22 protein-coding genes are annotated in these 21,057 nt (G+C 74.7%); 18 read left to right on the top strand and 4 right to left on the bottom strand.

The genetic code is table 11. The features are described 5' to 3' along the window. The first annotated feature begins 12 nt into the window (after window positions 1-12). The 11 genes from ACGFX4_RS31975 to ACGFX4_RS31925 all read left to right on the top strand — a co-directional run bounded on the left by ACGFX4_RS31975 (window position 13) and on the right by ACGFX4_RS31925 (window position 9,704). On the top strand, window positions 13-333 hold the full coding sequence (locus ACGFX4_RS31975; protein WP_393081853.1) for a hypothetical protein: 321 nt from the start codon (window positions 13-15) through the stop codon (window positions 331-333). Next, complete coding sequence (locus tag ACGFX4_RS31970; RefSeq protein ID WP_393081850.1) at window positions 330-767, top strand: hypothetical protein; 438 nt, start codon at window positions 330-332, stop codon at window positions 765-767. Before ACGFX4_RS31975 ends, ACGFX4_RS31970 begins: the two co-directional genes overlap by 4 nt. Next, on the top strand, window positions 764-1,789 hold the full coding sequence (locus tag ACGFX4_RS31965; protein WP_393081847.1) for a zinc-binding dehydrogenase: 1,026 nt from the start codon (window positions 764-766) through the stop codon (window positions 1,787-1,789). Before ACGFX4_RS31970 ends, ACGFX4_RS31965 begins: the two co-directional genes overlap by 4 nt. Next, entirely contained in the window at window positions 1,786-2,505 is a 720-nt protein-coding gene (locus tag ACGFX4_RS31960; RefSeq protein WP_393081844.1) for a cupin domain-containing protein, read from the top strand. Before ACGFX4_RS31965 ends, ACGFX4_RS31960 begins: the two co-directional genes overlap by 4 nt. A gap of 51 nt (window positions 2,506-2,556) precedes the next feature. Next, entirely contained in the window at window positions 2,557-3,330 is a 774-nt protein-coding gene (locus ACGFX4_RS31955) for an SDR family oxidoreductase (protein WP_393081841.1), read from the top strand. Beyond that, window positions 3,327-3,863 carry a VOC family protein gene (locus ACGFX4_RS31950; RefSeq protein WP_393081838.1) on the top strand — a complete coding sequence of 179 codons (537 nt, stop codon included), beginning with the start codon at window positions 3,327-3,329 and terminating at the stop codon, window positions 3,861-3,863. The genes ACGFX4_RS31955 and ACGFX4_RS31950 overlap by 4 nt, the downstream gene beginning before the upstream one ends. 2 nt (window positions 3,864-3,865) lie before the next feature. Further along, a complete protein-coding gene (locus tag ACGFX4_RS31945; protein WP_393081835.1) occupies window positions 3,866-4,996 on the top strand; it encodes an NAD(P)-dependent alcohol dehydrogenase in 1,131 nt (376 codons plus the stop codon). Between the two features lie 100 nt (window positions 4,997-5,096). After that, window positions 5,097-5,753, top strand: coding sequence for a response regulator (locus ACGFX4_RS31940; protein WP_393081832.1), 657 nt, complete (start codon window positions 5,097-5,099; stop codon window positions 5,751-5,753). A 97-nt stretch (window positions 5,754-5,850) separates the two neighbouring features. After that, window positions 5,851-7,926, top strand: coding sequence for a sensor histidine kinase (locus tag ACGFX4_RS31935; protein ID WP_393081829.1), 2,076 nt, complete (start codon window positions 5,851-5,853; stop codon window positions 7,924-7,926). A gap of 103 nt (window positions 7,927-8,029) precedes the next feature. Next, complete coding sequence (locus ACGFX4_RS31930) at window positions 8,030-8,200, top strand: hypothetical protein (RefSeq protein ID WP_393081826.1); 171 nt, start codon at window positions 8,030-8,032, stop codon at window positions 8,198-8,200. 169 nt (window positions 8,201-8,369) lie between these two features. Continuing rightward, window positions 8,370-9,704: a M28 family metallopeptidase gene (locus ACGFX4_RS31925; RefSeq protein WP_393082000.1), complete on the top strand. Its 1,335-nt coding sequence runs from the start codon at window positions 8,370-8,372 to the stop codon at window positions 9,702-9,704. Window positions 9,705-9,760: 56 nt separating this feature from the next. Here the strand turns inward: ACGFX4_RS31925 and ACGFX4_RS31920 are convergent, their stop codons facing one another. Further along, window positions 9,761-11,461, bottom strand: a complete 1,701-nt coding sequence (locus ACGFX4_RS31920; RefSeq protein WP_393081823.1) for an acyl-CoA dehydrogenase family protein — start codon at window positions 11,459-11,461, stop codon at window positions 9,761-9,763. Between the two features lie 2 nt (window positions 11,462-11,463). Continuing rightward, window positions 11,464-12,027 (bottom strand): PadR family transcriptional regulator, encoded by a 564-nt coding sequence (locus ACGFX4_RS31915; RefSeq protein WP_345699763.1) that lies wholly within the window; start codon window positions 12,025-12,027, stop codon window positions 11,464-11,466. Between the two features lie 82 nt (window positions 12,028-12,109). Here ACGFX4_RS31915 and ACGFX4_RS31910 point away from each other — a divergent pair, with 82 nt between their 5' ends. Continuing rightward, complete coding sequence (locus tag ACGFX4_RS31910; RefSeq protein WP_393081819.1) at window positions 12,110-13,045, top strand: winged helix DNA-binding domain-containing protein; 936 nt, start codon at window positions 12,110-12,112, stop codon at window positions 13,043-13,045. A gap of 149 nt (window positions 13,046-13,194) precedes the next feature. Next, complete coding sequence (locus ACGFX4_RS31905) at window positions 13,195-13,638, top strand: SPW repeat protein (RefSeq protein WP_393081816.1); 444 nt, start codon at window positions 13,195-13,197, stop codon at window positions 13,636-13,638. A 98-nt stretch (window positions 13,639-13,736) separates the two neighbouring features. Here the strand turns inward: ACGFX4_RS31905 and ACGFX4_RS31900 are convergent, their stop codons facing one another. Continuing rightward, the gene (locus ACGFX4_RS31900) at window positions 13,737-15,131 is read right to left on the bottom strand and encodes a class II fumarate hydratase (RefSeq protein ID WP_393081813.1); all 1,395 of its coding nucleotides are present in this window, start codon (window positions 15,129-15,131) and stop codon (window positions 13,737-13,739) included. Between the two features lie 126 nt (window positions 15,132-15,257). On the opposite strand from ACGFX4_RS31900, the gene ACGFX4_RS31895 reads away from it, so the two are divergent. Together ACGFX4_RS31895 and ACGFX4_RS31890 are read left to right on the top strand one after the other, a co-directional pair. Then, on the top strand, window positions 15,258-16,298 hold the full coding sequence (locus ACGFX4_RS31895; RefSeq protein WP_393081810.1) for an aldo/keto reductase: 1,041 nt from the start codon (window positions 15,258-15,260) through the stop codon (window positions 16,296-16,298). 79 nt (window positions 16,299-16,377) lie between these two features. Then, window positions 16,378-16,944 (top strand): DUF6434 domain-containing protein, encoded by a 567-nt coding sequence (locus ACGFX4_RS31890; RefSeq protein ID WP_393081807.1) that lies wholly within the window; start codon window positions 16,378-16,380, stop codon window positions 16,942-16,944. Window positions 16,945-16,968: 24 nt separating this feature from the next. Here ACGFX4_RS31890 and ACGFX4_RS31885 read toward each other — a convergent pair whose 3' ends face one another. Beyond that, window positions 16,969-17,829, bottom strand: coding sequence for a carbon-nitrogen hydrolase family protein (locus ACGFX4_RS31885; RefSeq protein WP_393081804.1), 861 nt, complete (start codon window positions 17,827-17,829; stop codon window positions 16,969-16,971). A gap of 164 nt (window positions 17,830-17,993) precedes the next feature. Here ACGFX4_RS31885 and ACGFX4_RS31880 point away from each other — a divergent pair, with 164 nt between their 5' ends. The 3 genes from ACGFX4_RS31880 to ACGFX4_RS31870 all read left to right on the top strand — a co-directional run bounded on the left by ACGFX4_RS31880 (window position 17,994) and on the right by ACGFX4_RS31870 (window position 20,961). Then, entirely contained in the window at window positions 17,994-18,320 is a 327-nt protein-coding gene (locus tag ACGFX4_RS31880) for a hypothetical protein (RefSeq protein ID WP_393081802.1), read from the top strand. 100 nt (window positions 18,321-18,420) lie between these two features. Continuing rightward, window positions 18,421-19,602, top strand: coding sequence for an acyl-CoA dehydrogenase family protein (locus ACGFX4_RS31875; protein WP_393081799.1), 1,182 nt, complete (start codon window positions 18,421-18,423; stop codon window positions 19,600-19,602). 96 nt (window positions 19,603-19,698) lie between these two features. Beyond that, window positions 19,699-20,961 (top strand): multidrug effflux MFS transporter, encoded by a 1,263-nt coding sequence (locus ACGFX4_RS31870; protein WP_393081796.1) that lies wholly within the window; start codon window positions 19,699-19,701, stop codon window positions 20,959-20,961. Window positions 20,962-21,057: the final 96 nt, after the last annotated feature.

Below are 21,057 nucleotides of genomic sequence, written 5' to 3'. Positions count from 1 at the left end.
GGAGGACCCGAGATGCCCAGTACCGCCATCACCGCCCTGCACCGGGGCCGCGCCGTCGACCCGGCCCGGGTGCTCACCGGGCCGCTCCGCGGCATCGGCCTGGGCTGGCTGGACGCCGGCGAGGCCGTCGAGCTGACCGCCGAGGGCCACGAGCACGCGGTGTACGTCACCGCCGGCAGCGGCACCGCCGCCGGCCCCGGCAGCGACGTCCCGCTCGCCGAGGGCACCGCCGTGACCCTGCCGCTCGGCTCCCGCACCACCCTCACCGCCTCCGAGGAGGGCCTGGAGTACTTCCACGCCGTCCTCGCCGTCCCCCGGGGAGGCACCCGATGATCGTCGTCACCAGCCCCACCTCGGCCGCCCCGGCACTGCTGGGTGCCGACGGCTCCTGCGTCCGGATCCGCCCGCTCGTCCCGCGCGGGGTGCTGCACAGCCCCGCCGAGGGGTTCGAGCACCTGCGGCTGAGCCCCGGCGCCGAGCACCCGCACCGGCCCGCGGCCGGCGCCGAGTCCACCTGGTACGTGCTGCGCGGACCGGTGCTGGCCGAGCAACTGCCGGACGGCAACCAGCACCTGGCGGACGCCGGCGACCTGCTGCTGGTCGCCCGCGGCGGCGGCCTGCGGCTGCAGGCCGGACCGCTCGGCGCCGAGCTGCTCGGCCTGTCCACCGCAACGCCCGCGACGTCCGGTACCGCGAAGTCCGGTACCGCGAAGGCGCGTTCCGCCGAGCGGGCGCGGGCCCGGGGCCGACGGGCGGCCCGGCCGTGAACCGCCCGACCCCGCGCACCATGACCGCGCTGCGGATCGAGGGCCCGCACCGCGCCGCCCTCGCCCGGATCCCCGTCCCCCGCCCCGGGCCCGGCGAACTGCTGGTCCGCACCTCGCTGCTGGGCCTGTGCGGCACCGACCTGGAACTGCTGCACGGCACCGCCGCCTACCTGCGCGACGGCCGGGCCCGCTACCCGCTGGTGTTCGGCCACGAGTGGACCGGCACCGTGGTCGACGGCACCGCCGAACTGGCCGGCGGGCAGCGGGTGGTGGGCCACACCATGGTCCACTGCGGGCGGTGCCGGATGTGCGGCCGAGGCCGCCGCAACCTGTGTGAACGGCTCACCGAGGTCGGCCTGTACGGGCGCCAGGGCGCCGCCGCCGAGTACCTGACCATGCCGGTCGGCTCACTCACCGCCGTCCCCGACACCGTCCCCGACCGGGCCGCCGCCCTGGTCGAACCGGCCGTCACCGTGGTCGAGGCGATGGCCCGGGCCGGCTGCGGGCTCGGCGACCGGGTCGCCGTGGTCGGCACCGGCACGATCGGCCTGCTCGCCGTCCAACTCGCCGCCCGGCTGGCCGGATCGGTCGACGCGGTCGGCGTCGACCCGGCCGGACTCGACCTCGCCGTCCGCTGCGGCGCCCGCCACGCGTACACCCCCGGCGCGGCGGCGGACCGGGCGTACTCGCTGGTGGTCGAGGCGTCCGGCGCCCCGAGCGCCTACCGGCGGGGGCTGGACCTGCTGGAGACCGGCGGCCGGCTCGCCGTGGTCGGCGTCGCCGGCGAACCCGCGGAGGGCTTCGTCCCCGGCGAACTCGCCCTGCGCGGACTGGACGTGTACGGCATCCGGCACGGCCTCGACCACTACGACCGCACCCTGCGGCTGTTCCGCGACGGCGTCCTGGACGCCGAACCGCTGATCGCGGCCGTCCTCGCGCCGGGCCCCGAGGCGCTCGACCGCCTCGCCCACGGGCGCACCGGCCCGCCCAAGCTGCTGCTCGACTTCCGGGAGACCCGATGATCCTCGTACCGCTGGCCGTTCCCGACCGGGCGCCCGACCTCCGGCTGCTCGCCGCCACCGGGCACGGCACCGTCGCCGCGCGGGCGGTGCCCGCCGGAGGGCGCGCCGAGTTCACCGCCGGGGCCGGTGAGACCGTCCTCGTCCTGATCGGCGGCCGGGCCCGGCTCGCGCCGCCGGGAGGGGAGACGGTCGGACCGGGCGGCGGCGCCCACCTGCCGCCCGGCGCCCGGGTCGCGCTCACCGCGGTCGGCGGCCCGGCCGTCGTCCTGACGGCCACCGCGCACGGCGGCGCGGACCCGGCGGCGCGCGGCAGCGCGGCACCCCGGCCGCTCGCACCGACCGCCGACGGCGACGGGGCCCGGGCCCTGGCCGAGGGCGGTGGCCACGAGGGGATGGGCGTGCGCTGGCTGGCCACCGCCGACACCGTCGGCACCCGCCGACTCACCCTCGCCACCTCGGTCTTCACCCCCGGCGGCAGCCACCGGCTGCACCGGCACCCGGCGGCCGACGAGTTCTTCCTGGTCCTCACCGGCGGCGGCGAGCACCTCACCGGGGCCGGGCCGGTCCGGCTCGCCGCGGGCGACCTCGCGGTCGTCCCGGTCGGCGAGTGGCACGGCTACCGCACCGACCCGTCGACGACCACCACGGCGCTGTACGGCTACCTCGGCGCCCCCGACCTGCGATCGGCCGGGTACCTGACCCGGCCCGGGAGTTGATCACATGAACACCGAGCCCACCGACCACCCCATCGACCGAAGGAGCCTCGGATGACCGCCGTCGTCACCGGTGCCAGCTCCGGTATCGGCCGGGCCGCCGCCGTGGCCCTCGCCGGGGCCGGCCACACCCTCGCCCTCGGCTACCGGAGCGACCCGGCCGGGGCCCGCCGGACGGCCGAACTCGCGGGCGGCGGTGAGCCGTTCGCCGTCGACCTGGCCGACCCGGCGGCCGCCGCGCGGGCGGTCGAGCGGGCCGCGGAGCGGCTGGGCGGCATCGACGTCCTGGTCAACTGCGCCGGGGTGAACCGCCGTTCGCCCGTCCTGGAGGAGTCGCTGGCGGACTGGGAGCGGATCCTCGCGGTCGACCTCACCGGGCCGTTCGCCTGCGCCCAGGCGGCCGCCCGGCTGATGGTCGCGCAGGGCCGGGGCGGCCGGATCGTCAACGTCACCTCGGTGCACGAGTTCCTGCCGATCCCCGGCGGCGCCGCGTACTGCGCGGCCAAGGGCGGCCTCGGCGGGCTCACCAGGGTGCTCGCCCTGGAACTCGCGCCGTACGGGATCACCGTGAACGCGGTCGGCCCCGGCGAGACGGCCACCCCGATGAACGGCGTCCCCGACGGGCAGGACGCGGCCGCGCTGCACCGCCCCGCCATTCCCGCCGGCCGCCCCGGCAGGGCCGCCGAAGCGGCCGCCGCCATCGCCCACCTGGCCTCGCCCGAGGCCGCGTACACCACCGGCGTCACCCTCACCGTCGACGGCGGGCTCGCCCTGACCGCCGCCGTCGCCAACCAGCGCACCTCCGAACGGAACAGGACCACCCCATGACCGGCATCCCCGGCGCCCTCGCCGTCCACCACGTCGCCTTCACCGTGCCCGACCTCGACCAGGCGGTGGAGTTCTTCACCGAGGTCCTCGACGCCCGGCTGCTCTACCGGATCGGCCCGGTGGAGGACAAGGAGGGCGACTGGATGACCCGCCAGCTCGGCGTCGACCGGGACGCGTCCGCGCATATCGCGATGCTCCGGCTCGGCCCCGTCACCAACCTGGAGCTCTTCGAGTACACCGCGCCCGACCAGCGGCGCGACCCGCCGCGCAACAGCGACGTCGGCGGGCACCACCTCGCCCTCGCCGTCGCGGACGTGGACGCCGCCGTCGCCCACCTGCGGCGGCAGCCCGGCGTCGAGGTGCTCGGCGAACCGCAGACCGTCACCGACGGCGGACCGATCCACGGCGACCGCTGGGTGTACTTCCGCACCCCGTGGGGCCTGCAGATGGAGGTGCTGAACATGCCGATCGGCATGCCCTACGAGCGGGACACCGACGCCCGGCTCTACTCGCCCCTCACCGCCTGGAGCTGACCGTGACGACGTACTCCGCCGCCACCGCCACCGCCGCCGTGGTCCGGGCCCCGGGCGGGCCGTTCACCCTGGAGGAGGTGCACCTGGACGCGCCGCACCCGGACGAGGTCCTGGTCGACATCGCGGCCGTGGGGATCTGCCACACCGACCTCAGCGTCCGGGCCGGCCGCACCCCCGGGCCGCTGCCCGCCGTCCTCGGGCACGAGGGCGTCGGCACCGTCCGGGCGGTCGGCCCGGCCGTCACCCGGGTCGCGCCCGGCGACACCGTGGTGCTCACCTTCGACTCCTGCGGCCGCTGCCCCGAGTGCCGCACCGGGCGGCCGGTCCGGTGCCGGCACTGGGAGCACCTCAACCTCTTCGGCGGGCGGCGGCTCGACGGCAGCGCCAGCGCGTACGGCGCCGACGGCGGTGAGCTGAACGGGCGCTTCTTCGGTCAGTCCTCGTTCGCCACCCGGGTGCTGGCGAGCGAGCGGAACGCCGTCCCGGTCGGCCGGGAGCTGCCGGTCGAGCTGCTCGCGCCGCTCGGCTGCGGGGTGCAGACCGGGGCCGGTGCGGTGCTCAACGTCCTGCGGCCGGAACCCGGCGACACCGTCGCGGTGTTCGGCGCGGGCGCGGTCGGACTCACCGCCGTCCTCGCCGCCGCCCGGCTCACCCCCGCCGCCCGGATCGTCGCCGTCGACCTGCTGCCCGGCCGGCTGCGGCTCGCCCGCGAGCTCGGCGCCACCGACACCGTCGACGCCCGCACCGAGGATCCGGCCGCCGCGATCGCCGGACTCACCGGCGGCCGCGGCGCCGAGCGGGCCCTGGAGACCAGCGGCAGCGTCCGGGCGCTGCGCCGGGCCGTCGACGCGCTCGCGGTCGGCGGGCTGTGCGGCGTGGTCGGCGCGCCGCCCGCCGGGACGGAGGTCGGGCTGGACGTCCCCGCGCTGCTGGCCCGCGCGCCGCGCATCGTCGGCGTCAACCAGGGCGACGCCGACCCGGCCCGCTTCCTCCCGGTCCTTGCCGAGCTGGTCCGCACCGGGCGCCTCCCGATCGACCGCCTGGTGCGCACGTACCCGTTCGCCGACATCGAGGCCGCCGCCACCGCCGCGGCCGGCGGCGAGGCCGTCAAACCGGTCCTGCTGATGAGGTGAGCACCCGGCCCGCGGAGCGACCCGGCATGTCACGCATGGTGACCGCCGGGTCGCTGCTAGTGTCGGCGGGGTGGATGATCAGCCAAGTGGTGCCGGGAACGTGCGCGTACTGATCGTTGACGACCACCCGCTCTTCCGCGAGGGCCTGAGGGCCGCGCTGGCGAGCGCCGTGGGGATCGAGGTGGTGGGGGAGGCGGAGAGCGTCGCCGAGGTGCCGGGCGCGGTGGCGACGCTGGATCCGGACGTCGTGGTGATGGACCTCTCGCTGCCGGACGGCTCCGGCCTGGAGGCGACCCGGCGGCTCACCGAACAGGCCGCGGCCGACGGCTGCGGGCCCGTCCCGGTGCTGATGCTGACCATGGCCGACGACGACGGCAGCCTGCTGGCGGCCCTCCAGGCGGGCGCCCGCGGCTACCTGGTGAAGGGCGCCGGCCGCGACGAGGTGCTGCACGCGGTGCGCACGGTGGCCGGCGGCGGCGCGGTGTTCGGCTCGGACATCGCGGCCCGGATCACCACGCTGCTGGCCGGCACCAGGCTGCGCGAGGCCGGGCAGCTCTTCCCGGCCCTCACCAGCCGCGAGGCGGAGGTGCTGGACCTGGTCGCCCGCGGCCTGGACAACCGGCGGATCGCCCGCGAGCTGTTCGTCGCGGAGAAGACGGTCCGCAACCACGTCACGCACATCTTCGAGAAGCTGCACGTCGCGACCCGCGCCGAGGCGGTCGCCCGGGCCCGGGACATGGGCCTCGGCGACAGCTGACCCGGGCCCGGGAAGAGGGCCGGGACGGGACGCCGATCCCGGGCGGACGGGACGACGGGCCGCCGAGGATGGTCCCGTCCACACCGAGGAGGCCGAGATGACGACCGTGACGGGCGCGACCACCTTCGTGCCGCACCGACCGACCCGGGCCCTCCTGTGCTGCGCCGCGGCCCTGTTGTGCGCACTGGCCTGGGCGGTCCTGATGATCACCCATCCGCACAGCGTGCCCGCCCCGTACTACGACGGCGCGATCGTCGCGGTCTTCCTGTGCTTCTCGCTCGCCGGCGCCTTCGTCCTGGTCAACCGGGCAGCTCGGGGGCTCGGTTGGGCGCTGCTGGTCACCGGACTGGCCCTGCAGGTGTCCTACCTGGCCGGCCTCGCGGCGGAACTCGGCGGGGCGAGCGGCGCGGCCGGCGACCTGGTGGTGCTCACCGGGCTGATCGGCTCGACCTGCTACGCGGCGATGATGCTGCTCTTCCCGCTCTGGCTGCCGGACGGCCGACTGCCGCGCGGCCCGGCCGGCCGCGCGCTGGTCGCGCTGTACGCGGCCTGGGGCGTCGTGATCGGCTTCGTCAACACCGCGATGCCGCCCGACTGGTACGGGATCGACAATCCACTGCATCACGGCGTCTGGGCCTCGGTCTACCGGGGCTACGCCGACGTGTTCGGCCCGGCCGGGGATCCGGTCACGCTCGGGCGCAACATCTTCACCGCGATGGTCGCGTTCGGTCTGCTGATCGCCGCGGTCCGCTGGTACCGCTCCCCGGGGCCGCACCGCCGGTTGGTCGAACTGGTCGCGCCGTACCTGCTGTGGATGGCGCTGGTGATCGTGCCGTACTACACCGGCTTCGACCCGGACTGGGCCGTCTACGCCATCACCCTGGTCGCCCCGACGGCCTGGCTGATCGGGCTGGCCACGGCCTTCCGCCGGGACCGATCGCTGTCGCTGGACCGGGCGACCCGGCGGCGGCTCAGCCTGTGCGTCTTCCTGACGGTGCTGTTCCTCCTGGCGCTCGGGCTCGCCTACGCCGTGCACCAGCTGGTGCCCACCGAGCATCGGACCGCGGTGGCGCGCTGGTGGGTGCTGGTCGGCGCGGTGGCGTTCGGGGCGCTGCTGCGGCCGCTGTTCGAGGCGGTCTCCCGTGCCGTCGACCGGTACTACTACGGCGAGCGGGCGCACCCGTACCAGGTGGCCCGCGGCCTCGCCGAGCGGCTCAGCCGCACCGTCGACCCGGCCCGCACCCCGCCGCTGCTGTGCGAGACCGCCGTGCACAGCCTGGGCCTGCCGGCTGCCGCCGTACGGGTCACGGGCGGCGCGGGCGAGCGGGAGCTCGCCGCGCTCGGCACGCTCGGCCCGGGCGTCGAGCGCTTCCCGATGCACTACGAGGGCGCCGAGATCGGCGCCCTGCTCGTCGCCCCGCGCACCGGCCAGCCGAGCCTGGACCGGCAGGACCGGGACGTGCTGTGCCTGCTCGCCGACCAGTCCGCGCCCGCCCTCGCCTCGCTCAGGCTCACCGAGGACCTGCAGGCCAGCCGCAAGCGCCTGGTGCTGGCGCGCGAGGAGGAGCGCCGCCGGCTGCGGCACGACCTGCACGACGGCCTCGGGCCCGCGCTCTCCGGGCTGCGGCTGCGCCTGGACGCCGCCGGCGCGGGCGAGGGCCGGGGCTCCCCGGCGGGCATCGCGCTGGCCGCCGCCTCCGACGGGATCGGCCAGCTGATCGTCGAACTGCGCCGGATCACCGACGGGCTGGCACCCGCCGCCCTCGACGGCGAGGGACTGACCGGCGCGCTGCGCCGGCTGGCCGACAGCCTGGCCGGCCGGAACCTGGCGGTCGCCCTCGACCTGCGGCCCGACCCGCTGCCGCCGCTGCCCGCCGCGGTCGAGGTGGCCGTCTACCGGATCAGCGGCGAGGCGTTGAACAACGTGGTGCGGCACTCCGGGGCGAGCAGCGTCCGGCTGGAGCTGCGCGTGGGTGAGGACGAGGTGACGGTCGAGGCCCGGGACAACGGCGGCGGCTTCCCGCACCACGTGGACGGCGTCGGGGTGGGCCTGCGGTCGATGGCCGAGCGGGCCGAGGAGCTCGGCGGGCACTTCACCGCCGCCAACGACGCCCAGGGCGCCCGGGTGCGGGCAGTGCTGCCGCGGACGGGCCCGGCCGAGCAGCCGGGGTAGCGCCGGGCACCCGGGATGGATCCGGGACCACGGCCCCATGCGGCCGGGACCGGGCGGGGCGCACAGTCGAAGGACCGACCCCCCGACCCGGAGGAGAGACCAGATGGCAGCGATACCCGAGAACCGGACGGCGCAGGACGCCCAGGCCGGGGGCAGCGCTTCCGGTGTGGCCTCGACGGCCGCCGGCCCGACGCCGCCCCCGACGCCCCAACCGGCACCCGGCCCCAAGCCGGAGAGCCCCTGCGGCGGGATCGGCCAGCAGCCCTGCAAGTAGCACAGACCACCCCTCGACCCGGCCCGGCCGGTACGGAGTACGGACTCCGTACCGGCCGGTCCTCTTGACGCGGGCTTTGCCGACACCCAATCATCATGGTCGCGTCAATCCATGTTCCGTTCCCGTTCTGCCCCACCAGAATCCGGAGCTCCCGTTGCCCGAGCCTGCCCTGCGGCGATCCCGCGTGCGCCGCTCCCTGCCCGTGGCCGCCGCGATCGCCGCCGCCGCGCTTGTCCTGCCCGCCTCCACCGCCACCGCGTCGGTCCACGCCGCCGCGCCGCCCGCCGCGGCGCCCGGTCTGGCCGCCGCGCCGGACATCCCGGTGGCCAACGTCAAGGCCCACCTGGCCCAGCTGCAGTCGATCGCCACCGCCAACGGCGGCAACCGGGCGCACGGAAAGCCCGGTTACAAGGCGTCCGTCGACTACGTGAAGGCCAAGCTGGACGCGGCCGGCTTCACCACCGTGCTGCAGTCCTACACCTACAACGGCGCCACCGGCTGGAACGTCATAGCCGACTGGCCCGGCGGCGACACCGCCCACACCGTGATGGTCGGCGCCCACCTGGACTCGGTCAGCGCCGGGCCCGGCATCAACGACGACGGCTCCGGCTCGGCCGGCATCCTGGAGGCCGCGCTGGCCGTCTCCCGGGCCGGCTTCCAGCCCACCAAGCACCTGCGCTTCGGCTGGTGGGGCACCGAGGAGGCCGGCATGGTCGGCTCCTCGAAGTACGTCAACAGCCTTGCGGCCGCCGACCGTTCGAAGATCGAGGCGTACCTCAACTTCGACATGATCGGCTCGCCCAACCCCGGCTACTTCGTCTACGACGACGACACCAAGCTGGACCAGCTGTTCAAGACCTACTTCTCCGGCCTGGGCGTCGCCACCGAGCCGGAGACCGAGGGCGACGGCCGCTCCGACCACGCCCCGTTCAAGAACGCGGGCATCCCGGTCGGCGGCCTGTTCAGCGGCGCCGACTACATCAAGACCAGTGCCCAGGCGAGCAAGTGGGGCGGGACGTCCGGCCAGGCGTTCGACCGCTGCTACCACCAGTCCTGCGACACCAGCTCCAACATCAACGACACCGTGCTCGACCGGATGAGCGACGCCATCGGGTACGCGCTGTGGACGCTGGGCTCCGAGTCCGCGCCGCCGCCCGGCACGGTGTACGAGAACACCACCGACGTGGCCGTCCCGGACGCCGGCGCCGCCGTGGAGTCCCCGGTCACGGTCACCGGCCGCACCGGCAACGCCCCGTCGACCCTCCAGGTGGGTGTGGACATCAAGCACACCTGGCGTGGGGATCTGGTGATCGACCTGGTCGCCCCGGACGGCAGCACGTACCGTCTGAAGGGTTCCAGCTCCAACGACTCGGCCGACAACGTGATCGCGACGTACACCGTGAACGCCTCCTCGGAGGTCGCCAACGGCACCTGGAAGCTCCGGGTGCAGGACGTCGCGGCGCAGGACACCGGCTACATCGACAGCTGGAAGCTGACGTTCTGACAGGTGTCCTCAGGGGGCCCGGTGATCCCGGGCCCCCTTTGGGCTTTCCGCGGCCCTTACGGCTGCATCTCGTACGCGCCGGAGAGCGCCTCGACCTGCGTCCAGACCCGGGCCGCCCGCTCGGCGTCGGCGACCGGGCGGCGGACGTGGGCCAGTGCCCAGGCGGCCTGCTCCTCGGTGGTGGAGGACTTGCCGTGCAGCTCGGTGGCGTGCGCGGAGAAGTCCCGGACCAGCGCGTCGAAGACCTGGTCGAGCAGGTCCGCGTCGAGGCCGGTCAACTCGGCCTGCTCCAGCACCAGCTGGCCGTAGACGATCAGCGCGAACAGCTGGCCGATCTCCAGCAGGAAGTCCAGGTCGGCCTGCTGCTCCTTGCTCGGCGCGTGGGCCAGCAGCAGCGCGCAGAAGCCGTCCGCCTGCTCGCGGAAGCGGGCCACGTTGGCGACGTGGGCGTGCGCGTCGTACGCGGTCCGCCAGTCGTGGAAGCGGATCGCGCCCAGGCCCCGGGCCGGGCCCTGGCGGAACAGGAACGCGTCGTCCGCGGCGTCCAGCCGGCTCGGCACCGGCGCGTAGTCGGCGGGCACGAACAGGTAGTTGCCCATGAACTTGAGGATCAGCGCCAGGTTGACGTGGACCGTGCCCTCCAGCTTCGGCAGGCCGCGGATGTCCTTGGCGGCCTTGTCGAAGTAGGTGTCCGCCTCGAAGCCCTTGGCCGCGATGACGTCCCACATCAGGTCGATGACCTTCTCGCCCTCGGTGGTGACCTTCATCTTGGTCATCGGGTTGAAGAGCAGGTAGCGGCGGTCCTCGGGCGAGGCGGTGCGGAAGTAGTCCACCGCGCGGTCGCTGAACAGCTTCATCGCCACCAGGCGGGCGTACGCGTCGGTCAACTCCCGGCGCACGTGCGGGAAGTCGGTGACCTTCCGGCCGTACAGCACTCGGTTGTGGGCGTGCGTGACCGCCTCGTACATGGCGTGCTCGCAGATGCCGACGGAGGCGGTGCACAGGTTGAACTTGCCGACGTTGACGGTGTTGAGCGCGGCGTCGAAGGCGGCCTGGCCGGTGTGCAGCACGTCCTCGGCGCGCACCGGGTACTCCTCCAGGCGGAACTCGCTAACGTACATCTGCGCGTTCACCACGTTCTTGACCAGGTGGTACGCCTCGTGCCGGCTGTCGGCGGCGAAGAAGACGTAGCCCTCCGGGCCCTCCACGTCGGAGCGGCGGCCGAACACCGAGACCAGGCCGGCGACGTTGCCGTTGCCGATGTAGTACTTGGATCCGGTCGCGGTGAAGCCGCCCTCGCCGTCCGGGGTGAGGATCATGTCGGTGGAGTAGATGTCCGCGCCGTGGGTGCGCTCGGACAGGCCGAAGGCCATCACGTGGCCCTCGGTGAGCAGCTTCGCGGCGCGCGCCCGGACGGCCTCGTTCTCGCTCTGCCAGACCGGGCCGAGGCCCAGCACGGTGACCTGCCAGGTGTACCAGTAGCCGAGGCCGTAGAAGCCGAGGATCTCGTTCAGCTCGGCGTTGCGGGCGGTGTCCCAGCGCTTGTCCGGGTCGGCGCTCGACGGGGTCAGGAACTCGGCGAACAGCCCTTCCTTCGCGGCGAACTCGAGGAAGTCGCCGTACCAGGCGCGGTCGATGTAGGAGTCGATCAGCGCCTTCTTGCCCCGGGTCTCGAACCAGTCCACGGTGGCGCGCAGCAGGCGCCGGGTGGGCTCGTCGAACTGGACGGGGTCGTAGCCGCGCGGGTTGAAAAGCATGCTCAGTCCTGGGGGTTCGAGGGTGTACGGGCGAGGCGGTGCAGGGTGGCGAGCACGTCGTCCAGCCAGGCGAGGGTCATCCGCTCGTACTCGATGCCGCCGCGCAGCACCACGTGCTGCAGCTGCTCCTGGGCGTCGAGGACGTCGGGGTCCGGGAAGTCGCGGTCCGCGCCGGTGAGGTAGCGCTCCAGCAGCGCGGCGTGGCCGGCCCGGTGCCGCTCCACCTCGGGGATCAGCTCCGCCGGGTCGGAGAACGCGGCGGCGCGGATCTTCACGGCCAGCTCGTGCCGGACGGTCTCCGGCTCCACCGGCTCGCGCAGCCACGCGGCGACCGCCTGCCGCCCGGGCCCGGTCGCCGAGTACACCTTCTTGTCCGGCCGGCCGTCCTGCGCGACGTGCTCGACGACGACCCAGCCGTCCGTCTCCATCCGCCGCAGCACCCGGTAGATCTGCTGGTGGGTCGCGGTCCAGAACCGGCCGATCGACCGGTCGAACCGGCTGGCCAGCTCGTAGCCGGAGCCGGGTCGCTCCAGCAGCGAGACGAGGATCGCGTGCTCCAGTGCCATGACCGGCATCCTGCTATGCAACGAGTTGCATAGGCAATGCGGGCGCGCGGTGGTGAGACACAGCTCACGGACAATGGACGGTGTGATCGAGGACGAGGCGCTGCGGCGCTGGCGGATGCACACCCATTTCGCCGACGGGCCGGACGGCGTCGCCGCACTGGCCCGCCGGGCCGCAGGCCTCCAGGCGCAGGACGCCTCGGCGGTGCGGCGCCAGCTCGCGGCACGCGGGGTGGCCGAACCGGAGCGGGCAGGGGCGGCGTACGCGGCCGGCGAGGTGGTGAGCAGCTGGCTGATGCGCGGCACGCTGCACCTGGTCCCGGCCGCGGACGCGCGCTGGCTGACCGGGGTGTTCGGGCCGCGGGTGGTCGCGGGCGGGGCCCGGCGGCGGCGCGAACTCGGGCTGGACGAGCCGCTGCTGGAGCGGGCGCTGGCCGTGCTGCCGGAGCTGCTGGAGACGCCGGCGACCCGGGCCGGGCTGGTCGCCGGGCTGCGGGAGCGCGGGGTGCCGGTGGAGCCGGACGGCCAGGCGCCGCACCACCTGATGGCGTACGCGGCGGCGCACGGCGTGCTCTGCCGGGGGTCGGAGGAGCCGACCTACCGGCCGCTGCCCGCGGGGCGCTCGCCGGAGCCCGAGGACGCGCTCGCCGAGCTGGCCCGGTGGCACGCGGGGGCGTTCGGCCCGGTCGGCCCGGAGGACTTCGCCGGCTGGTCGGGGCTCGGGCTGACGGCGGCCCGCCGGGCGTTCGCCGCGGCCGGGCTGGTGGAGGTCGCACCGGGGCTGTCGGTGCTCCCCGGCGCCCAGCCGCCGCCGGAGGGCCCGCCGCTGGAGCGGCTGCTGGGCCCGTACGACTGCTTCCTGCTGGGCTACCGGGACCGGCGGCTGATGCTGGACGAGGCGCACGCGAAGCGGATCAACGCGGGCGGCGGGGTGATCCGCCCGGCGGTGGTCCGGGACGGGCTGGTCGTCGGCACCTGGCGGCCGGAGGGCGGGCCGGGCACGGTCGAACGGTGGGCGTGAGCGGCGGGTGCCGGAGGCGGGCGTAAGAAATTAATAAAGGACAAACCGGCCGGTAGCGTTATTTACCCGGCATAGCGGGTAGTGACCATGCGCCTGCCATGAACCTAGTGGAGGAGGTGGTCCCGGTGTCGACCCAGCTTCCGACTGGGATGGAACACCATCCGGACATTCTGGCCCTGCGAGAGCAGGCCGAGCGGGCGACGTCGAGCAGTCGCGGGCAGGGCGTCGAGGCGCTCGGAGTGGCCTGCGGGCTGTTCCTGGCGATCTCACCCTGGGTGATCGGCTACGCCGGTCTGCTGGGTTTCCTCGCCAGTGGCGTGGTCATCAGCAACCTGGTCCTCGGCCTCGGCTACGCCTGGCTGATGGCGGGGTACGGCGCCTTCGAGCGCACCCACGCCCGGGCGTACGCCTCGCTGGGGATCGGCATCTGGACGATGGTCGCGCCCTGGCTCACCGCCGGTGACGAGGCCATTCGCCGGGTGATCTGGACCAACCTGATCGTGGGCGGTCTGATGACCTGCCTGGCCCTGGCCGCGATCGGACTGGCCATGGGCGGCACCGGCACGATGATGCGGCGCCGCGGCGGCGGGTGACGGACGGGCCCGCGCGGAACGCGGAGGCCGGCACCGGGAGTTCCCGGCGCCGGCCTCCGCGTGTCCGGGCCCGCGTGTCCGGGCCCGCGTGTCCTCGCTCAGGGGCGGGTCATCCGCAGGACGTCCAGGGCCTCGTCGAGCTGCTGCTCGGTGAGCAGCCCGCGCTCCAGGTAGCCGCGCTCCACCACCACCTGCCGGATGGTCTTGCGCTCGGCGAGCGACTGCTTGGCGACCTTCGCGGCCTCCTCGTAGCCGATGTAGCGGTTCAGCGGGGTCACCACCGAGGGGGAGGACTCCGCGTACTCACGGGCCCGCTCGACGTTGGCGGTGATCCCGTCCACCGCCCGGTCGGCCAGCAGCCGGGCGCTGCTCGCCAGCAGCCGGACCGACTCCAGCAGGTTGCGGGCGATCACCGGCAGCATCACGTTCAGCTCGAAGTTGCCGCTCGCGCCCGCCACCGTGACCGTGGCGTCGTTGCCGATCACCTGGGCGGCCACCATCAGCACCACCTCGGGCAGCACCGGGTTGACCTTGCCCGGCATGATCGAGGAACCCGGCTGCAGGTCCGGCAGGTTGATCTCGGCCAGGCCGGTGCGCGGGCCGGAGCCCATCCAGCGCAGGTCGTTGGCGATCTTGGTGAACCCGACCGCGACCGTGCGCAGCTGGCCGCTCAGCTCGACCAGGCCGTCCCGGGCGCCCTGCGCCTCGAAGTGGTCGCGCGCCTCGGTCAGCGGCAGCCCGGTGGCCCGCGCCAGCTCGGCGACCACCGCGGCCGCGAACCCCGGCGGGGTGTTGATGCCGGTGCCCACCGCCGTTCCGCCGAGCGGCAGTTCGGCCACCCGCGGCAGCGTCGCGGCGAGCCGCTCGATCCCGTACCGGACCTGCGCCGCGTACCCGCCGAACTCCTGCCCCAGGGTCACCGGGGTGGCGTCCATCAGGTGCGTACGGCCGGACTTGACCACCTCCGCGAACTCCGCGGCCTTGGCCTCCAGCGCCCGCGCCAGGTGCTCCAGCGCCGGGACCAGCTCGCCGGTGACCGCCGCCGTTGCCGCGATGTGGATCGACGACGGGAACACGTCGTTGGACGACTGGCTCGCGTTCACCTGGTCGTTGGGGTGGACCGGACGGCCCAGCCGCTCCCCGGCCAGCGTGGCGATCACCTCGTTGGCGTTCATGTTGGACGAGGTGCCCGACCCGGTCTGGAACACGTCCACCGGGAACTCCGCGTCCCAGCGGCCCTCCGCCACCTCGGCGGCCGCCGCCGCGATCGCCTCCGCCGTCGCCGCGTCCAGCACGCCCAGCTCGGCGTTGACCGTCGCCGCCGCCGCCTTGATCCGCGCCAGCGCCGCGATGTGCGCCCGCTCCAGCGTGCGGCCCGACACCGGGAAGTTCTCCACCGCCCGCTGCGTCTGCGCCTGCCACTTGGCGCCCGCCGGCACCCGTACCTCACCCATCGAGTCGTGCTCGATCCGCCAGCCCGCGTCCTCGCCCATGCTGCGACACCTCCTGGACACCAGAGCCTCGCACGGCGCCCCGGCATTCCCCGGTATTGACCTGGAGCGTGCTCCAGCACCTAGGGTCGGCCGTCGTACCTGCGACGATCCTGGGGGAGTCCCACCATGCGCTACCGCTACCTCGGCGGCACCGGCATCGAAGTCAGCACGCAGTGCCTGGGCACCATGATGTTCGGGGCGGTCGGCAACCCCGACCACGAGGACTGCGCCCGGATCGTCCACGCGGCGCTCGACGCGGGCATCAACTTCGTCGACACCGCCGACATGTACTCGGCCGGCGAGTCCGAGACCGTGGTCGGCAAGGCACTGGAGGGCCGCCGCGACGAGGTCGTGCTCGCCACCAAGGTGCACTTCCCGCTCGGCGAGGGCCGCAACCGCAGCGGCAACTCGCGGAGCTGGATCGTCCGCGCGGTCGAGGACAGCCTGCGCCGGCTGCGCACCGACTGGATCGACCTCTACCAGGTGCACCGGCCCGACCACCGCACCGACATCGAGGAGACCCTGTCCGTCCTCGGCGACCTGGTCCGGGCGGGCAAGATCCGCGCCTTCGGCTGCTCCACCTTCCCCGCCGAGCAGATCGTCGACGCCCACCACGTCGCCGAGCGGCGCAACCTGCCGCGCTTCCGCACCGAGCAGCCGCCGTACTCGCTGCTGGCGCGCGGCGTCGAACGGGACGTGCTGCCCACCGTGCAGCGGCTCGGCATGGGCGCGCTCACCTGGTCGCCGCTGGCCTCGGGCTTCCTCACCGGGCGCTACCGCAAGGGCCTGGAGATCGACCTGGGCCGCGGCCGGGCCGCCCTGCACCCCGGCCGCTTCGACCCGGCGCTCGCCACCACCGCCGCCAAGCTGGACGCCGTCGAGGAGCTGGTCGCGCTCGCCGAGCAGATCGGCTGCACGCTGCCCGAGCTGGCGCTGGCCTTCCCGCTCGCCCACCCCGCCGTCACCTCGGTGATCATCGGGCCGCGCACCGCCGCCCAGCTCGACGCCGCGCTCAAGGGCGCCGACCTGGTGCTCGACGACGCCGCGCTGGACCGGATCGACGAGATCGTCCCGCCCGGCACCGACGTCTACCGCCCGGACGGGGCCTGGCAGCCGCCGTCCCTCACCGACCCGGCCCGCCGCCGCCGCCCGCTCGGCGACCGCTGAGGTCCGCGCCCCCGGGGGATTTGACGTCATGTCGACATGCGGCGCTTCGCGAGTCCGGGGGCCCGGCAGAATGACGTCCATGGACGAGAACACCGGCCCGGCGGCGGCCGGGGCCAGACCGGCCCTGACGGCCGGGCTCACCGGCGCCGAACTGCTGCGCTGGTACTGGACGCTGGAGGAGCTCACCGGGCTCGCCCGGACGATGGGCGTGCCGCGCGGCGGCGGCAAGCCGGCGCTCACCGCCCGGCTGACCGCGGCCCTGGACGGTCGTCCGCTGCCGGCCGCCCCAACGCGCCGCCGCCCCGCGGGCGCGCAGCTCGCCGGGCCGGTCGACGGGGCGAGCGTGATCCCGGCCGGGCAGCGGTGCAGCCAGGTGCTGCGCGGCTACTTCCTCGCCGAGATCGGTCCGGGCTTCCACTTCGACGCCGCCATGCGGGAGTTCATCGCCCGGAACCCGGGCCGGACGCTGGCCGACGCGGTCGCCCACTGGCACGCCACCCGCGCCGGGGCGGCCGGTCCGCGCGAGATCGGCGAGCAGTTCGAGTTCAACCGCTTCACCGCCGCCTGGCACCGAGAGAACCCCGAGGGCAGCCGCGCCGAGGCCCGCGCGGCCTGGTTCGCCCACCGGGCGCTGCCCAGGGCCTGAGGAGGGCCGGCCGGCCGCCGGACGTCAGCCCAGCTTGGCCGCGGTGCGGGGGGCCGGCGCCGCGTGCAGGGCGGGCTGGACCAGGACCGGGTCCTCGGTGCGGGCGGCCGCCAGCACGGCCGGGTCGAGGCGGACGGTGAGCAGCTCCGGGTCGTCCGCGGAGGCCTCCGCGAGGAGCCGGCCGTCCGGGCCCCAGACGGCGCTGCCGCCGCAGCCGGTGTACGGGCCGGCCGGGCCGATGTGGTTGGCGAGCGCCACGTACAGGGTGTTGTCGAGGGCCCGCGCCGGGAAGACGGTGGCCCGCTGGTGCCGGCCGCCGCCGGTGCCGAACAGGGCGCCGACCAGGTAGGCGTGCGCGCCGTCCAGCGCGGCGGCCCGGGCGTGCTCGGGGAAGCCGGAGTCCCAGCAGACGCCGAGGCCGAGCCGCCAGCCGTCCAGGTCCAGGGTGCAGCCCGCGTCGCCGCCGCCGAAGCCGGCGGCGCGCTCGTTCGGGGTGGCGAACTGCTTGCGGTACACGGCCGCGACCCGGCCGGCCCGGTCGACGGCGAGCGCGGCGATGTGCAGCGCGCCGGTGACGGCGTCGCGGACCGGCGCGCCGAGCACCGCGGCGGTGCCGGTCGCCGCGCAGGCCCGCAGCAGCGGCTCAAGCCGCGGATCGTCCGCGGAGACGGTGCAGCGGGCGGGGTCCGCGGCGATGCCGGGCAGCTGGTACCCGGAGACGAAGAGCTCGGAGAGCAGCAGCAGCCCGGCGCCCCGCTCGGCGGCGCGGTGCACCAGGTCGGCGGCGGCGGCCACGTTGGCGGGGATGTCCAGCGGTTTGCAGGGGGCCTGGCCGACGGCGATCACCAGGGGGTGGGTGGGCAGATCGTGTATAGGAGTGCTCACGGGGACCAATCATTACCGATCGGGCTGCCGGGCTCAACCCCGGACCGGCTGCGGACCGGCCGCGACCCGGCCGCGGCCCGACTGCGACCCGGCTGCGGCCCGACTCCGGCACGTCCTGGCGTGGCGGAGGCCGGCCCGCCGGGCCCGGGTGCAGCATGGGCGGTATGACCGACGACGCACCCGACCCGGCGGCCCGCTACCGGGAGATCGCCGAGGAACTGGCCCCGCGCGGAGTCACCCGTTCGCAGATGTTCGGGATGCCCTGCCTCAAGGATCCGGCGGGCAAGGCCTTCGCCGGGCTGCGCGAGGACGAACTGGTCTGCCGGCTCGGCCGCGACAGCCAGGCTCTCACCGAGGCGCTGCACCTGCCCGGCGCGCACCTCTTCGACCCGATGGGCGGCCGCCCGATGAAGGACTGGGTCTGCCTGCCGCCCGCCGCCCTCGGCCACTGGGACAACTTCGCCGAGGCCGCCCTCGGCGCCGAGCGCTGAGAGCTGTCGCCCCGATCACCCGGCGTCCTGTACCGGCCGGTAGCCCGGCGCGGCATACTTCGGCGCGGCACCACCACGCCGAACCCTCCGAGGAGCCCGCATGGCCACCACCCCCGCCCGCCTCGATCCGGCCGACCTGCTCGCCGTCGGCGACCTGCTGACCGACGAGGAGCGGCTGATCCGCGACACGGTCCGCCGGTTCACCGAGGACCGGATCCGCCCGCAGCTGGCCGACTGGTTCGAGCGCGGCGTCTTCCCGGCCCGCGAACTCGCCCCCGAGCTCGGCGCGTTGGGCGTCCTCGGCATGCACCTCGACGGCTACGGCTGCACCGGCTCCACCGCCGTCGAGTACGGCGTCGCCTGCATGGAGCTGGAGGCCGCCGACTCCGGACTGCGCAGCTTCGTCTCCGTCCAGGGCTCGCTCGCCATGCGCTCCATCCACGCCTTCGGCAGCGAGGAGCAGAAGCAGCAGTGGCTGCCCGACCTGGCCGCCGGCCGGGCGATCGGCTGCTTCGGCCTGACCGAGCCCGACTTCGGCTCCGACCCGGCCAACATGCGCACCCGGGCCCGGAAGAAGGGCGAGGACTGGGTGCTCAGCGGCACCAAGATGTGGATCACCAACGGCTCGGTGTCGGACGTCGCCGTGGTCTGGGCGCAGACCGACGAGGGCGTGCGAGGCTTCGTGGTGCCCGCCGGGACCAAGGGCTTCACCGCCACCGACGTGCACGGCAAGCTCTCGCTGCGGGCTTCGGTGACCAGCGAGCTCTCCTTCGACGAGGTGCTGCTGCCGGCCGACGCCGTGCTGCCGGGCGTCCGCGGGCTGAAGGGCCCGCTGTCCTCGCTCAACGAGGCCCGCTACGGCATCCTCTGGGGCACCGTCGGCGCGGCCCGCGACTGCTACACGGCGGCCCTGGACTACGCGAAGACCCGGATCCAGTTCGACCGGCCGATCGCCGGCTTCCAGCTCACCCAGCAGAAGCTGGTCGAGATGATGCTGGAGGTCGAGAAGGCGTACCTGGTCGCGCTGCGGATCGGCCGGCTCAAGGACGAGGGGAACAGCCTCCCCGCGCACGTCAGCTTCGGCAAGCTCAACAACGTCCGCGCCGCCCTGGAGATCGCCCGTTCGGCCCGGACCGTCCTCGGCGCCAACGGCATCACCACCCAGTACCCGGTGCTGCGCCACGCCAACAACCTCGAGTCGGTCCTCACCTACGAGGGCACCTCCGAGATCCACACCCTGGTCCTCGGCGAGGCCATCACCGGCGAGGCCGCGTACCGCTGACCGGCGGTACGGCGTTCCGCCGGTCGGGACCCGGGTTTCGCTCAGGGGGCACGGTGCGATAGGACGGGGCGCATACCCACCACCGTGAGGAGCCCCATGACAGGCCCGACCGTCGACGCCGGCGGCGACCGGTCCACCGCGACCGAGCCGATACCCGCCACCGACCGGGCGCCGGGCGCGGCCACCGTGGCCGTGCTCGGCGCCCTGGTCGCCCTCGGCCCGCTGACCACCGACCTCTACCTGCCGGCCCTGCCCGGCCTCACCGCCGACCTGCACTCCACCGCGCCTGCCGCCCAGCTCACCCTGACCGGGTCGCTGCTCGGCCTCGCGCTCGGCCAGCTGCTGTTCGGCCCGCTCAGCGACCGGCTCGGCCGCCGCCGCCCGCTGCTGGTCGGCATGGCGGTCTACACCCTCGCCACCGTGGTCTGCGCGCTCGCCGACTCGATGGCCGTCCTGGTCGTCGGCCGCGCCCTGCAGGGCGCGGCGGGCGCCGCCGGACTGGTGATCTCCCGCGCCATCGTCCGGGACCGGCTGGAGGGCGTGGCGATGATCCGCTTCCTCGCCTCGATGGGCCTGATCTCCGGCCTCGCCCCGATCCTCGCGCCGGTGGTCGGCGCCCAGCTGCTGCACGTCACCGACTGGCGCGGCACCTTCGCGGTGCTGGCGGTGCTCGGCGCGCTGCTCACCGCGGGCGCGGCCCTGTGGCTGCGGGAGACCCTGCCGGCCGAGAAGCGGCACGGCGACGGCCTGTCCACGACCGTCCGGGCGATCGGCGGGCTGCTGCGCGACCGGCCGTTCCTCGGCTACGTGCTGACCTCGACCTTCGCCTTCGGCGCGCTGTTCGCGTACGTGGGCGGCTCGTCGGTGGTGCTGCAGACGGTGTACGGGGTCTCGCCGCAGACGTACAGCCTGATCTTCGCGGTCAACTCGATCGCCGTGGTGGGCTTCACCCAGCTGAACGGGCGGGTGCTGGTCCAGCGGTTCAGCTCGCGGTCGCTGCTGATCGTCGGGCTGGCGGCGGCCGCGCTGGCGGGCGGCGCGGTGGTGCTCTTCACCACGGCGTGGGACGTGGGCCTGGCGGGTGTGTGGCCGGCGCTGTTCCTGCTGATGGCCAGTATGGGCATCGTGCTGCCGAACTCCAGCGCGCAGGCGCTCACCATGGCGCCGCACGCGGCCGGTTCGGCCTCGGCGCTGCTGGGCACCGGCACCTTCCTGTGCGGCTCGGTGGTCGCCCCGCTGAGCAGCGTCGGCGGCCACCCCTCGGCGCTCGCCCTCGGCACGGTCGTCCTGACCTGCGCGGTGATCGCCCTGGCCGCCTACCTCGCCCTCTGCCGCCCGCAGCGGGCCGAGAGCGCCTAGCTGTACTGACCACGGAGGTTGGTGACGGGGTTCACGGCGGTGTGATCTTGAAATGAGTGAGGGCCTTCTGGCCAGGTGTGGATTGCGACATCTGCA

Origin of the sequence: Kitasatospora sp. NPDC048365, from assembly GCF_043200835.1 — a bacterium.
Lineage (GTDB): Bacteria > Actinomycetota > Actinomycetes > Streptomycetales > Streptomycetaceae > Kitasatospora > Kitasatospora terrestris.
The sequence above is the reverse complement of the archived record's forward strand: the minus strand, read 5'-3'. Positions and strand labels throughout refer to the sequence as shown.

Coding starts and splice junctions, on each gene's coding strand:
- ACGFX4_RS31975 (WP_393081853.1), top strand. CDS start 13: ATGCCCAGTACCGCCATCACCGCCCTGCACCGGGGCCGCGCCGTCGAC.
- ACGFX4_RS31970 (WP_393081850.1), top strand. CDS start 330: ATGATCGTCGTCACCAGCCCCACCTCGGCCGCCCCGGCACTGCTGGGT.
- ACGFX4_RS31960 (WP_393081844.1), top strand. CDS start 1,786: ATGATCCTCGTACCGCTGGCCGTTCCCGACCGGGCGCCCGACCTCCGG.
- ACGFX4_RS31955 (WP_393081841.1), top strand. CDS start 2,557: ATGACCGCCGTCGTCACCGGTGCCAGCTCCGGTATCGGCCGGGCCGCC.
- ACGFX4_RS31950 (WP_393081838.1), top strand. CDS start 3,327: ATGACCGGCATCCCCGGCGCCCTCGCCGTCCACCACGTCGCCTTCACC.
- ACGFX4_RS31935 (WP_393081829.1), top strand. CDS start 5,851: ATGACGACCGTGACGGGCGCGACCACCTTCGTGCCGCACCGACCGACC.
- ACGFX4_RS31930 (WP_393081826.1), top strand. CDS start 8,030: ATGGCAGCGATACCCGAGAACCGGACGGCGCAGGACGCCCAGGCCGGG.
- ACGFX4_RS31920 (WP_393081823.1), bottom strand. CDS start 11,461: ATGCTTTTCAACCCGCGCGGCTACGACCCCGTCCAGTTCGACGAGCCC.
- ACGFX4_RS31915 (WP_345699763.1), bottom strand. CDS start 12,027: ATGGCACTGGAGCACGCGATCCTCGTCTCGCTGCTGGAGCGACCCGGC.
- ACGFX4_RS31905 (WP_393081816.1), top strand. CDS start 13,195: ATGGAACACCATCCGGACATTCTGGCCCTGCGAGAGCAGGCCGAGCGG.
- ACGFX4_RS31900 (WP_393081813.1), bottom strand. CDS start 15,131: ATGGGCGAGGACGCGGGCTGGCGGATCGAGCACGACTCGATGGGTGAG.
- ACGFX4_RS31895 (WP_393081810.1), top strand. CDS start 15,258: ATGCGCTACCGCTACCTCGGCGGCACCGGCATCGAAGTCAGCACGCAG.
- ACGFX4_RS31890 (WP_393081807.1), top strand. CDS start 16,378: ATGGACGAGAACACCGGCCCGGCGGCGGCCGGGGCCAGACCGGCCCTG.
- ACGFX4_RS31880 (WP_393081802.1), top strand. CDS start 17,994: ATGACCGACGACGCACCCGACCCGGCGGCCCGCTACCGGGAGATCGCC.
- ACGFX4_RS31875 (WP_393081799.1), top strand. CDS start 18,421: ATGGCCACCACCCCCGCCCGCCTCGATCCGGCCGACCTGCTCGCCGTC.
- ACGFX4_RS31870 (WP_393081796.1), top strand. CDS start 19,699: ATGACAGGCCCGACCGTCGACGCCGGCGGCGACCGGTCCACCGCGACC.